Source organism: Thiolapillus sp. (assembly GCF_048562965.1).
Taxonomy (GTDB): domain Bacteria; phylum Pseudomonadota; class Gammaproteobacteria; order Chromatiales; family Chromatiaceae; genus Thiolapillus; species Thiolapillus brandeum_A.
In genome coordinates this window covers 1-13,711 of the sequence record NZ_JBHNMF010000048.1, presented here as the reverse complement: position 1 = coordinate 13,711, position 13,711 = coordinate 1, and the positions used below count along the sequence as shown (strand labels likewise).

Annotated in this window: 9 protein-coding genes; 6 read left to right on the top strand and 3 right to left on the bottom strand. The window is 55.8% G+C overall.

Translation table 11 applies throughout. The features are described 5' to 3' along the window. Positions 1-16: 16 nt before the first annotated feature. The 6 genes from ACOCD2_RS04755 (at position 17) to ACOCD2_RS04730 (ending at position 7,651) form a co-directional block, all read left to right on the top strand. A complete protein-coding gene (locus ACOCD2_RS04755; protein WP_293714719.1) occupies positions 17-2,743 on the top strand; it encodes a conjugative transfer ATPase in 2,727 nt (908 codons plus the stop codon). A 68-nt stretch (positions 2,744-2,811) separates the two neighbouring features. Beyond that, positions 2,812-3,345 (top strand): TIGR03757 family integrating conjugative element protein, encoded by a 534-nt coding sequence (locus ACOCD2_RS04750; protein ID WP_293714717.1) that lies wholly within the window; start codon positions 2,812-2,814, stop codon positions 3,343-3,345. After that, a complete protein-coding gene (locus ACOCD2_RS04745; protein WP_419625620.1) occupies positions 3,342-4,361 on the top strand; it encodes a TIGR03756 family integrating conjugative element protein in 1,020 nt (339 codons plus the stop codon). Before ACOCD2_RS04750 ends, ACOCD2_RS04745 begins: the two co-directional genes overlap by 4 nt. 5 nt (positions 4,362-4,366) lie before the next feature. Then, the gene (locus tag ACOCD2_RS04740; protein ID WP_293714867.1) at positions 4,367-5,722 is read left to right on the top strand and encodes an integrating conjugative element protein; all 1,356 of its coding nucleotides are present in this window, start codon (positions 4,367-4,369) and stop codon (positions 5,720-5,722) included. Further along, positions 5,706-6,089, top strand: coding sequence for a hypothetical protein (locus ACOCD2_RS04735; protein WP_419582675.1), 384 nt, complete (start codon positions 5,706-5,708; stop codon positions 6,087-6,089). The genes ACOCD2_RS04740 and ACOCD2_RS04735 overlap by 17 nt, the downstream gene beginning before the upstream one ends. After that, positions 6,086-7,651: a conjugal transfer protein TraG N-terminal domain-containing protein gene (locus ACOCD2_RS04730; RefSeq protein WP_293714871.1), complete on the top strand. Its 1,566-nt coding sequence runs from the start codon at positions 6,086-6,088 to the stop codon at positions 7,649-7,651. Before ACOCD2_RS04735 ends, ACOCD2_RS04730 begins: the two co-directional genes overlap by 4 nt. Positions 7,652-7,658: 7 nt before the next feature. Here ACOCD2_RS04730 and ACOCD2_RS04725 read toward each other — a convergent pair whose 3' ends face one another. From ACOCD2_RS04725 to ACOCD2_RS04715, 3 genes are all read right to left on the bottom strand, one after another. Next, the gene (locus ACOCD2_RS04725) at positions 7,659-7,799 is read right to left on the bottom strand and encodes a hypothetical protein (protein ID WP_293714872.1); all 141 of its coding nucleotides are present in this window, start codon (positions 7,797-7,799) and stop codon (positions 7,659-7,661) included. A gap of 258 nt (positions 7,800-8,057) precedes the next feature. After that, positions 8,058-11,315, bottom strand: coding sequence for a DEAD/DEAH box helicase (locus ACOCD2_RS04720; RefSeq protein WP_293714874.1), 3,258 nt, complete (start codon positions 11,313-11,315; stop codon positions 8,058-8,060). Positions 11,316-11,318: 3 nt separating this feature from the next. Next, positions 11,319-13,711: DNA methyltransferase (locus tag ACOCD2_RS04715; protein WP_419601204.1), on the bottom strand; the 2,393-nt coding region annotated here is incomplete at its 5' end.

Here is a 13,711-nt window from a genome sequence, read left to right as displayed (position 1 = left end):
ATCATCGGTGAGTTTCATGAAGTCAGATTCATCACCATCCAATCAGAAGGAGCGGGTTGAAGACTCACCGGTCACCACGAAACAGATCAAACAGTTGTACGATCGCCCGCCGTCCTTTACCGATCTCCTGCCATGGATGGAATACAACCCGGCAAGCCGCACCTTTCTGCTGGAAGACGGGATCAGTGTCGGCGCCCTGTTCGAGCTAACCCCGGCCGGTACCGAGGCGCGCACGCCCGCGTTCATGTCCCAGTTGCGTGACGCGATCCAGACCGCGCTGACCGATGCCATCCCTGAAGAAGACGATTCCCCGTGGATCTTGCAGGTATATGTCCAGGACGAGCCGAGTCTTCAGGGATTTCAGAAGGATATTGCAAACTACGCTCAGCCCGGTGCACGAGACACGGCTTACACCCAGCATTACCAGCAAACCCTGTCGGAGCATCTCGCTCGCATCACTCGTCCCGGCGGCCTCTTTGAAGACACTGCGGTGACTGGCACCCAGTGGCGAGGCCAGGTCCGGCGTGTGCGGGCCACGCTATACCGTCGTTTGAAACCCAATGGCCGGGTGCCATCCGCCGTGGAAATCGAAGAGTCCCTGAACGATGTGGCCACCAAGTGGGTGGCCTCCCTGGCCTCGGCCGGGATACGGGTTCATCGCGGCACCGGCCAGGATCTCTACGAGTGGCTGCTCAAATGGTTCAACCCAAAGCCTGAGATTACCGGCGGTGATCCCGACAAGCTGCTGGAGATTGCGCCCTATCCGGGGGACGAAGACCTGCCGTTCGGCCATGATCTTGCCGAGCGCCTGACACTGACAATGCCGCGCTCCGACAATGATACGGCGACCTGGTGGTTCGATGATCTGCCGCACACCCTGGTGAGCATTCAGGGTCTGCGCCGGGCGCCGGAGGTGGGCCACATGACCGCAGAGCGTCAGGCCGGTGATCACGTCTTCTCGCTATTCGATCGGTTCCCGGAGTACACCGTCATGGTGCTGAACCTGACGGCCAAGCCCCAGGATTTTACGCGTAACCACATCGCCCAAGTCAAACGGGCCGCTGTCGGGGATTCCGCGGAGGCCGAGCTGACTAAGGAAGACGCCGAGGCCGTGGAGCGGGAGATGGCACGGGGTAACAAGCTCTATCCGCTTGGCATTGCGTTCTATGTGCGTGGCGATGATTTGAAAACCCTGCGTGCCAACGTCAATCAGCTGAATGCATTGCTGTTGCCCAACGGCCTGCAGCCGATCCTGCACGAGGCCGATCTGTTGGCGCTCGACAGCTACATCCGTAATCTGCCCATGGCCTACGATGCCGCATTGGAGAAATCCAGCCGCCGATCGAGACTGGTGTTTTCCAGTCATACGGCGAATCTGCTACCCCTGTACGGCCGATCGAAAGGTACCGGCCACCCGGGCCTGGTGTTCTTCAACCGGGGTGCAGAACCCCTGGTATTCGACCCGCTGCACCGAGCCGACCGCAAGAAGAACGCGCACATGCTCATCCTTGGTCCCACCGGCGCCGGAAAGTCGGCAATGCTGGTTTATCTGCTGCAGCAGATGGCGGCCATGTACCGGCCGCGTATCTTCATCATCGAGGCCGGTGGTTCCTTCTCGCTGTTGGGCCAGCAATTTAAGGCGCACGGACTGTCCGTCAACCAGGTCACGCTGAACCCGAATACCGATGTGAGTCTGCCGCCCTTTGCCGATGCCATGCGTGTGTTGCAAAAAGAACGACAGCAGCGCTTGCGCGATGATCCGGATGCACTGGCCGAAGATGATGAGCTGGAAGAGGAGGGCGGTGGTCGTGACGTGCTCGGCGAGATGGAGATCGCAGCACGTATCATGATCACCGGGGGCGATGAGCGAGAAGATGCGCGCATGACCCGGGCCGACCGTTTGCTCATCCGCAACGCGATTTTCCTCGCCGCCAAAACCGTCAAAGAGGCGGGCCGTGATCAGGTGCTCACCCAGGATGTTGTCGATGCACTTCAGCATATCGGTCACGATGAAAGCCTGCCGGATCACCGACGCAACCGGGCCATCGAGATGGGGGATGGCATGGCGCTGTTCTGCTCGGGACTGGCTGGCCATTTCTTCAACCGACCGGGTACCCCGTGGCCCGAGTCGGATGTCACCATTCTGGAGATGGGGATGCTGGCCCGGGAGGGCTACGAGGATCAGCTCACCGTGGCCTATATCTCGATGATGAGTTACATCAACGATCTGGTGGAACGCTGCCAGCACGATGAACGACCCACGCTGGTCGTCACCGATGAAGGTCACATTATCACCACCAATCCACTGCTCGCCCGCTACGTCGTCAAGATTACCAAGATGTGGCGCAAGCTCGGTGCCTGGTTCTGGATCGCCACCCAGAATCTGGAAGACTTCCCCGACGCCAGCCGCAAGATGCTCAACATGATGGAGTGGTGGCTGTGCCTGGTCATGCCCAAGGAGGAGGTCGAACAGATCGCCCGCTTCAAGGATCTGACCGATGTGCAGCGTAGTCTGTTGCTGTCGGCTCGCAAGGAGCCGGGCAAGTATGTCGAGGGTGTGGTGCTCTCCGATAATATGGAAGCGCTATTTCGAAATGTCCCGCCACCGCTGTCACTGGCGCTTGCCATGACGGAGAAGCATGAGAAGGCCGAACGTGGCGCGATTATGCGGGAGCGCAACTGCAGTGAGCTCGAGGCGGTGTATGTCATCGCAGATCGCATCGCAAAGAAACGTGGCGGCTAATACTCATCAGGCAATTACTTGGCAATAAACCCTGCACGTTCATGAATCGATTTCCGCTATCGCGGCACGTGTCGGCGCGTCACCATAGCCTGCATCTTGAAATCGAGTTATCTGTAATGCATTGGAAAACATCAATACAACGTTTCCGGCTTCCAGTTGTTTGGCTGGTGTCCACGTCCCTGTATTCCGGCGTTCTATTCGCGGATCAGAATCGGCTGCTTCAGCCGCATGTTGTCGAGGTGTTCACAACAGACGAGTACCGCTTTGTATCCACCGATGACGCCAGTAACAAATTGCGTGGACTGGACATCATGGTCTACGAAATCGATGGCATCGAGTCTATGGAACGAGCTCTTTCTATCGACATGCCGGCCGATCCTGTGCAGTCGAAGCAAATCGCCTTGCGCCGTCTCCAGGGCATGGATGATCAAACAAGAATGAAAATGCAATCGGCGGCGCAAGGCTTGGCGAAGGCAATGCAGTATGGTGTGGATCGCTATCCAGCCATCGTCTTCGATGGGCAAGCCGTTGTATATGGCGTAACCGATGTGCAGACCGCACTTGCACATTATCAGTCATGGCGGCGGGAAGGTAAGCGATGATCCGCCAGCGATGTCTCTCCTTCAGTCTTGCGGTTGCATTGTGGCTCCCGGTTACTGGATTTGCCGGTACAACGACGACGCCACAGATCATCGCCCAGACGACAACGGCGGCGTTGTCCTGCATGCGATGGATGCCCATCGGCGCCTGTTTCTGGCTGCGCTGTTCCTGGACCGGTTGCAGTGTACGCACATCGATCAAGGTGGGGCATTACAACCCGGATCTGGTGGTCAGTACCTACAATGAACTGGGCGGGAACCCGTGGACCGAGATCCGGGCGACGCTGGGTCTGGCGCAGAAGACCGCCGCCACGGGCCTGCTGGGCGCATTGCTGCTGGTGCCGATCGACAGTGCCGGCAACCGCACGGAAGGAACCTCAGAACGCGATCACAAGAATTTGGTCTACCGCGAGACCGACGCCATTGGCCATCCGCTGAGTTCGCTGACGGGTATCGTCGCCGGGGTCGGGCTGTTGTGTCCGTCTGAGACTACTTCCTTCTTACCCTATTTCCAGTCCGGCCTCGATGCCCTGTCGTGGCGCCAGGAGATCCCGGAGATCTTCTATCCCGCCAGCCTGATTCCCGGTCTGCGTGAACTGGGCACCTGGCCATTGCAGACCTGGGGCGGAGTCTATCCGCGCACTGGCTGGACGACCCAGGCCGAAGAACCCAAGGCCGCGGCCCTCAATGCCCAGCGCGCCGGCGACATCGTCACGCGCACGGGACAACCGCACGTCTATGTGCCAGTGACCGGTTCATCCGGATCCATGAAGGTTTGGTCACCGGGTCCCTTGATGGAGAAGGATCGCACTACGGGCACCTGGCAGATGTTGCTCCCGAAACCGGAATCCACCTGCAACGTCTTCGGCACCAATGATCTTGCCAGCCTGGCCGGCTGGGGCGGTGGCCGCGTCGACAGCGAGGGTGATTATGTCTGGAATCTGTGGCGGCCTTATAAATGCTGTCAGCGAAAAGGGCAGTGGTTTTTGTTTGATATTGACTGGATTGCTTATCCCTGATGAAAATGAACTTTCTATACACATTCTGTCGCCGACACGCTATCAGCTGGCTGCTGGTTGGACTTTTCAGTCTGAATAGTGCGCATGCCGTAACCAAAGGGCCAACGGAAGACAGCCTCTGGTACTACGAGATTGGTGGGGCAGAGCCGGTGTCGGTGCCTGCCAATCCTTCCGTGGTGTCGGTCACCCTGGGTGGCTCGGCGCAACTGGGAATGGGCTACAGCTGCGGCAAGTTCGATCCCGTCGTGGCGATTACCAATACGCTGAATAACATCGGCGCCGGCGTCGATAACGCGATGAACGCCATGACCGCAGCGGCCAGTGCCGCCATTGCCTCCCTCCCGGCACTGATTCTGCAGCGCGCCAATCCCGGTCTCTATGACCTTTTCCAGAATGCGCTCCTGAAAGCTGAGGAGACCGTGCAGCTGGCCACCAAGTCCTGTGAGCAGATGGAAGCCGAGATTGCGAAGGGCAAGAATCCCTACGCCGACCTCATTACGCTCTCCAAGGGCAATGACTGGAAGCTGCAGATGGGCATCGGCGGCAACGACGCGGTGACTGCCAAGGATGCCGTCGAGACGGCCAATGGCGATAACGGTGTGCCCTGGATTGGTGGGCAAGCCGGTGGCACCGGGCAACCGGTGCTGGAGTTCACCGGCGACATCGTCAAGGCCGGGTACAACATCAACATGAACCGACCAATCACGACGGCAGGCCCGGTTCCGCCTGCCTCGGCCACCCGCCTGACGGAGATCTGGGCAACGCCTACCGAGGCGCGTAACTGGGTTGTCGATGTGGTCGGTGAAAACATCGTGACGACCTGTGATACCTGCCGCAAGGACAGTATTCCCGGTACGGGTCTACTGCCAAAGCTCAACCAGGAGGCGACGGCTGTCACGACGGAAATCCAGAACCTGGTCAGCGGTGCGACGCCCCCGACACTGGCGAACCTGGACAATATTACCGCCCCCGGCGTGGCCATCACCCGTCAGGTCATCGAGGCGATTCGGGAGATGCCGGCCTCCGAGCAGAGCCTCATCATGGGCAGACTGGTCTCGGAGATCAGTACGGCCCGCACGGTGGAGAAGGCGCTGTATGCCCGTCGTTTGCTGTTGTCCGGGCGCCAGGTGCCGGAGGTCTATGCCACCGAAGTGGCCCGCGAGCATGCGGACAAGTCCATCGCCGAGCTGGACAAGGAGATCGAGAACCTGCTATTCGAGACCCGGGTGCGCAAGGAAGTGGTATCCGATACCATCGCGACCCTGCTCCAGCGTGCCGCGGCCCGCCGGCAGGCGTCCCTGAATACTCCGCAGGTACCCACCATCGATCCGCGCCCGCTGAGCAATGGCCGTGTCCAATAACGGATTTACCCTGCGTCGGCGCTGGTTCTTTTTGCTGACCCTGCTGGCGTTTGGTCTGGCATTGGGAGCTGGCGCCATCCTCTGGCGATCGGTCGAGACGACTTCTGTGGTGGCGGTACAGACCCGGATCGAGGCCTTGAAACCGGTCCTGACCGGATTCCGGCTCACAATAATCGCTCTGGTGGCCATCGCCTGGCCATGGCTCGTGAATGGCCTCCACCGTTGGGGTCGCATTGACGGAACACAGGCCGCGAATTTGATTGCCGTGCGCTGGCGCATCGTGACCTGGCTCGTCGTGATCGAACTGGTGTTGGGCCAGAACCTGCTCGGTCAGGTATTTGCCTTGCTGCAGGGGAGTAGGGCATGACCGTCGACAGCTATCTCGAACTCTTCACGACCCTGTTCGGCTGGACCTTCTACGGCATCCTCTGGGATGTACTGGTCGGCACGGGGATCGTGTTCCTGCCGTTCCTCGGCATCCTGACCGATAACTGGCGAGAGCCGGCTCAGGGCGGAGAGTTCGGTACGGTCACCGGGTTGTCGTTGCGCCGAATGGAGCTGGAGCTCTTCATCGCACTACTGGTGGTGGTACTGGCCGGCCAGCCGGCGGCATTGACCCCGCTCAACGCCGCTTCACTCAATTACACGCCGCCACCGACACTGATCGATCCGACACCGCCCACAGCGACTGTGGCCACACCCCAGAGCACCTACGGGTCCACCGGCTTTACCGGCTCGCCGGCAACGGTGAACATCCCGGTGTGGTGGTATGCGGTGCTGTCGATGACCTCGGGATTCAACCACGCCGTGGTCGAAGGCCTCCCAAGTGCCGCGGACATGCGTACCTATGAGCAACAGGCGCGGCTCGCGACCATCGCCGATCCACGCCTCCGCCAGGAAGTGAGCGACTTCTTCAGCCAGTGTTACATCCCGGCCCGGTCGAAGTATCAGGCAGAACGGCCAGCCACTGCCGCGGTCAATGCTCTGCTGACAACCTATGGCCCCGACGATCCAGACTGGATGGGATCCCATGTCTATCGAGATACGCCCGGTTACTACGACACCCTGCGCGCTACCACACAGGTTAGTGGCTGGGCCTACAATGCTGCTCGCGATACCGAATATGATCCGGCTGCGCCACCCAGCTGGGGCAGGCCTTACTGCAAGCAGTGGTGGGAAGACGCCTCGATCGGTCTGCGCGAAAAACTCATCAACGAGGCTGATGCCACCTCGGCCGGTTTTTCAGGTCTGGTGGTCGCCATCGCCCCGGCCCTTGCCAGCGAACAACAAAACGATGCGGTCGCCAAGACCGTTCTGGCCAATGCACCGCCAACCTGGTCGAACAACGACCTCGTGGCTAACAACTCCGGCAGTACGGGCTTGCTGAACACGGTAGAGAATGTCGCCAAGGGTGGTCTGGCATCGGGTGGTGTACTCGCCGCATCAGCGTTGTTTTCCGTCACCATGACCGCGGTCCTGCAGGCCCTCCCGATGGTGCAGGCCGTGCTACTGCTCGGTATCTACGCACTATTGCCCATGGTCGTGGTCCTGTCGCGCTATTCCATTTCCATGATGGTCATTGGCGCCATGGCTATCTTTACCGTCAAGTTCTGGAGTGTGCTCTGGTATCTGGCGCTGTGGGTGGACCAGAACCTCATCCTGTCCATGTACCCGGATGTGAATGTCTTCCTGCAGATGTTCGCCAACCCGGGCGAGCACGACATCAAGCGCCTGCTGCTCAACATGATCACCACCAGCCTGTATCTCGGGCTGCCGTTGCTATGGAGTGGGATGATGGCATGGGCGGGAGTAAAGATCGGTCGGTCTCTAACGTCCGCGACGGCACCATTGTCTCGACCGGCGGATGACGCGGGCAGGCATGGTGGTAGTATCGGGAAAAACGTACTGTCGAAGGGCGTGAAGAGATGACGTCAGATTACATATCCTCTTCATACCAGCCATTCGGATCGGTACCCGCGTCGAACCGGCCGGTCCGAAAGTTGTAGTCACCAAATCTATCCGAGCCGTCACCCTGCGGACGATCGCTAGTCTCCGGTTCGGCATCTGATATGAGCACTTCCATACACCACCCAAAAAAGATGGTGATAGCTTTAACTGCTGATAACGTAGATTTTCTAATATCCATAATATGTTTTAGTGCTCACTAGCAGATGATTCTATTAGCTCGTAGGTGTCTATTATTTTAGAAATATACGTCCTTGTCATCCTTTTGAGGCAATGCGCGGTGCATGTATAACTTGATGAATGAATTCAGTAGTGCAAATAGGGGCGCTAGTACAGTTCTGGATATTGTTAACAATCGTGTGGAGACGCATCAGTGGACCATTTTGGCTATGATGGTTTGAACATAACTGTCGCGCCTGTCTTCCATGAAGAGAACGTGCATTTCTTCCAGCTCGTCGATCGTTTTGCCCCAATTCAGCTTACCGAAGCGTGTTGGAGTCACGATAAAACTATTGAGTACGACCCCGTCTGCTGACAGCCGGTTTTGGATATCCTTGATCACCTTGTGAAACTCGATTTTCTTGTGGCCAGGACCTTCATGCTGTAGACCGTGTGGTTCAATGAAAGACAGGTGCTGCTTGTTGCCCTTGACCTGCCAGAGCAGGAAGTCAGGATAGAAGTTGCCGGCCTCGAAGAAGCCGATTCCACGTCCCCGGCTTTCGTTCCTGAGCAGAAACAACTCGATCCCTTTCTTCTCGAGATTGTCCCGCTCTCGCTCAATGTATTGCCGAAGATCATCCAGGAACTGAAACTCGCTTTCGTTAAGGGATACAGGGGCGATCTGAATCTTGCTCCCCTTGGCAGCATGTAAGACAGGCTCATAGAGATGATTGGCAAAGAGACATCCCTTCAAGTCACCGGCCTGCAGTATGCCGCTTTTGCGCGCGGCGATTTCACGTGTCAGGGTTTTGATGTCATTGATGAGGGCCTGCTGGTCGGCATCGACAATGAGTTGGTACTCATCCTCCTGTGGAAGATTGCCGTCATCTGGCTCCAGCTCACGCAACTCCAGGCGTGGTTCGATGAAGGCGGCCTTGCAGTAGTTGTAAAACTCTTCGATGTACTTCTGCAAAAGCTCTGCCGCCATCTCCTGCCAGAGATGGACATTGGCAAAACTGTCCAGCGTCATCTTCCCGGAAGGGGTAACAAGGCGATACCAGGTTCCATCTTCAAGCAATGGGCGTATCGCCGATTTGGAGATATTCAGGTTGTGCCAAGACCGTTCACGCTTGAATTTTTCCAGCCGGAAGAACAGATCATCATAGTCTAGGTAAATGAGATGGTCGTTTGAGAAAGTACGAGACTCCTTCTCACCGATTCTACTTCCTTGTTTGGATTCCAATGACTGTATTCTCGGGTACCAATCGATTTCGATCAGTTTTTGACGCAGTTTGTCAGGCACCTGGCCAAAAGCTGGAATCGCCCCATCGCGTTTGAAGTCGTACTCCCTGCCGTCACCGCGTTTCAGCCGTGGACGCAGCACCTTGAGCCGATGCCCAAATTCATAAGTGACATTGAGAGGGATGGTGTAGACATCCTTCTGGTCATTCTTCGGCAATTCCTCCTCTTCGAGGAACTTGCGGAACCGTTCCATGAAGTCCGCTTCGATGCCGAAGACATTCAGGGTTTCGACGTACTGGATGTATTCCGGCTGATGGGTTGGCGTGGCAAAACCGCTACGCTGGAGCGACCAGTTATGGCCTTTCAGGCGAACACCGCGTCCGAATAGCTGGATAATCTGTGCACCTTCGCTCTTGCCGACATGCATGAGGCCTAGCGTGCTAACGCGCCAGCAGTCCCAGCCTTCAACGAAGCGCTTCGAACCGATCAGAAGGTTGAGCGGAGAGGAGGAGATGTTGATTTGCCCGAAAAGGGTTTCAGAAAACTCTGACTCCAGGACTGCGACGTTGTCGAAATTCTGTGCGGCGATATGCGAAGCGAGGCCGGAGGCATCGCCCACATTGATGAGACCGAAAGGGGTTTCTTCCTGGCCGACTCGAAGCATAATCTCGTTCTCATCGCCCTTGATACGGGCAATGGACAATTGCCCGCCCGCAGCGTTCTGGAACAGCTTGGCCAGAATATCCTGTAGCAGATCCTGCGCATCCCACCCTTCACGCGAAAGAAGATGCTGGAGGTAGACGAAGCTACCAGCAAAAATATCGCCACCGTTTTCATCGAGCAGGCCGGTCTGTTGTGCATTGTCGGTTAAAAGCCGCTCGATCTCGGTGGCTGTGGCGGCGTGGTCCTTGAGGAAGCGGGCTAGAAACGCGATGATCATTCCCACATCAGAAACCGTGGCCTTTTCCGCCTTTGTACCTGTCGCCTTGGTAACACTGGATCCTACGAAGACCCATAGCGGCTTTTCGATATTGTAGACGGCATAACTCCCGTGTTTATCCTCGTACAGCTTGAGCTGCTGGTAGAAGGAAAGCAGGCAGGCGGTGAGATAGGAGAACTGCAGATCCTCGAAGGTGCGCGGCAGGTTGAATATACGGTAGTCTTTTCCGTAGCCGTCTTCGTAGAAATAGCGGTAGGAATAATCAAACAGGATAGCCTTGGCATAGCCCGCCTCGATCTCGGGGCGTTTTGCGGCGCTTACTGCCTCCTTGAAGGTTGCTGAATATTCGAACACAAAGCCCTTTTCGGACAGCCGGGCGCGGCTTTTGAACCAGCCGCGTTCTTCCTGGCTACCCATGCCGCGATGCGCCTCATCGACCAGCAGCAGGTTCTGATCGCCGAGATTTCGGGTGGCGATGGTGTTGGGGCCGTCCGTGTCCCCCAGCTTGGTGATCTCGGTATAGTCAACTTGCCGCAGGCCGCTCTTGCTAGAGGAGAACAGGTCGCCATTGTCGGTCAGCAGGCGTTCGGCAGCAATCCCGCTTCCCTTCAACTCGCGCTGGTGCTGTGCGGACAAACCCTCATTGGGGGTGATCAGAACGGTTCGGGTGAGGTCGTGCTTCAAGGGCGAGCCTTGCGCGTAATGGCGGAACTGCAGAAAGTTCACATGCATCAGCAGCGTCTTGCCGGATCCGGTCGCGTTCTGTAGGCAGAGCTTGTTCAGATCCTCCAGGTCGTAGGGCGTGATGCCGGTTTCATAACCCGCATTCGTCCAATAGTCATTGAATAACGCAATGTAGTCATTCAGTTGTTCCAGCAAGGCATCGCGGTCGGCGAAGAACCGCTCGAGATAGATTTCCGCAAACAACAGCGACAGCCATTGGTAGTACTTCCAGACAATGGGGCGCTCACGGTCCTCATTGATCGCCAGGGTGTGGCTGACAATGTTGTGTTCGTAACGCAGTAGGTCGTTTCGCGTAATACTTGAACCGGCCTGGAGATTGATATCGAGCGTCTTGTAGAAATAGTGCAGGTTTTCCGCGCTCATGCCCTCCGGCGCATCTTTGACGATTTTCGCCAACGGTAGCACCGGCCGCAGTGTCCGCTTGCCGTCCTTGTGGTCTTTTAGTGGGTCGAAACCGAACAGGCTGACGATCCATTGATTGAGCACCAGTTTGTGACCAAAGGGCAGTGGCTTTTTCCTATTGTTCCGTCGTCTTTGCGCCATCCTTTAGCCCTCCACATCCCACATCGCCTGGTGGAAATGTTCCTCGATGAGGCGGACCTTCCAGGTCTCTTCCGCCTGTCGCAGATTGGGCAGGTTGTTGGAGCCGTTGACATAAACAACATCGAACTCGGTATCCTGGGTGGACAGGCGATACTTCTTGAACCACTCGTCCAGCATCAGATTGTCTTTTTCCAAGTCTCCGGTCAGCTTGCGCCAGATCACCAGGGTCCGCTCGCGGTCTGACTGGTCTCCCGGCGTGCGCAGCGTATAGCCTTCGATCTTGCGAAAGCGCCAGGCGCCATCGTCCGTCTCTTTTAATGAACCGTCAAGGATCAGGCGCGTACTGGTGTCCTCTGGCAGCTCCGGGTCGGGTTCCCGCTTGAATGAGGCCTCATAGCCACGCCAGTGGTCCAGATGCTCCACATGCAGGCCGATCAGCCAGTTGAAGGTTTCGACAAGATCGACAGCCTTCTCCATATACTCGTCGGTGCCGGGTTTTTTGACCTTCAGTCTGTAGGCCGTGGGATCGGCGAACCATTCGATATTTAAAAGCGAGGGGCTGCCCTTGGTCTCGAAATTTAGCCAGTAATGGAGCATGTAATCGCGTTGGAAATCAGCATTTCCAGATGTTTCAGGCCCATTGTTGCTGACGACAATGTTATTGAGGGCATCTTCATAGGTCTCTAGACGAACATATTTAAACGCATGACTTATGCCATCGCGAGAAATTGGCGCTCCATCGTTCCAGTCAGACGAATAGATAGCTTTTATTGTTCTAGGTTTAAGTACTGTATCGAAATAATTCCCCATTTCGACAAGCATATATTTCCATGCCAAAGAATCATACTGGCGCAATGACTCAATAACAGCATGGGCCGTAGTGCCTGAGCCTCCAAAGTAATCAAGAATATTGGCTTTTGGATTGCCATAAGTTTGCGCCCAAAGGCCGTCAATCATAGTATGAAGAGATTTCGGGTAATCAAATTCACCCTCAAGGCCCATTGTCTTTAAGAGATTTGTGCCATGTACACCAGCGTTATAGCGAGAATCAGCCCAGTTGCTAAAAAGAGTTTCGCGCTTTCCGTTATGATCGATTATTTGATAAACAGTATTGCTAGAGGAACAGATTAATTCTCCAGCTTGCGCACGTTTCCTTCCAGTTTCAAAGCTCGACCTCCATACTCTTTCTTCACCGCGCGAGTTAATCGGGTAAATTCTCTCCAAGCCTTCAGCGGTACGGCCTTGTGGATATTCTTCACCCAGTGGAACAGGTGGCTCAGCATCGACTATGTCGCCTGTATCAGGGTTTTTCAGAAGTGCATAAAAGCTTTTCCAACGGCCATATCGATAGTTATTTTCAGCAGAACCGCTGCGCATAAAATTTCGTTCCTCAGTCTCATCGTCTTTTGGTCGGCCGAGGTATTGGGGGGCAGAGGATGGAGCAACCAACAGGTAGTATTCATGCGTCCTAGATAGGCGACCACCAGAACCTTGTGGGTGGTGGTTCACGACAATCGTGGAGTGTTCCAAGCTAGGAAATTCTGTTCGGAGCATAGCAGCCAGCCGAACATGCTCGTAGTCATCGATAGCTAATCCAAACGAAAAAGTGTCAGCCCATAATTTTGGAATAATTTCAAGACCATTTCGTAATAGGCTTAACCACGAGGAATGCTTGTAACTATTTTTGTAAGCGATTTCCGAATGAACAGTATTGTAAGGTGGGTCGATATATACACAATCAACGGATTTCTGCGACTTAGCCTCCAGCAAACGCAACGCTTGAGAGTTTTCCGAGTGGAACAACACCCCGTCTAAGTTATGATCACTGAGATCTATTTCCGATACCAGTCGATCACGAAGCTTGATATCAAATAATTTTGTATCAATTAAGAGCTTATTATTTGCTTTGAGGAAATCCACGGTAAGCGGAGCGGAATAGCCCTCAAGCTCATCAATAGAAAACAGTCGCACCCATTCTTCACGCTGTGCCTCGTTGGCTGCAATTTCCGGGTAGAACGCTTCGGGAATACGATCCAGCGTAATGCAGTATTGGGTATCGACGACGAACTTTCTCTTCAGCCACAGCTTCTTCTGAAAATCCTCCAGTTGCGCCAGAAAGTCGATTAAGTGCCGGGCAATCTTGCGTAGCACCTTGACCTTGGCGAGATAGGTTTCCACGCGAGGCGCGTCGGCGGACTCGATGTCATCAAGACGCATCACTTCGTTTTTGATATAGAAATCCAGCTCGCGGCGCAGGAAGCCGCCGAGATCCTTATGGATGAAGTAATCCATGGTGTTTCGGGCGGCGTATTTGGCGATGTACTTTTCCAGCAGGGTGCGGTTTTTTTCCTTTTCCGTTGGCGCCGGGGTCATCAGTGCGGTGACATAGTCGCCGG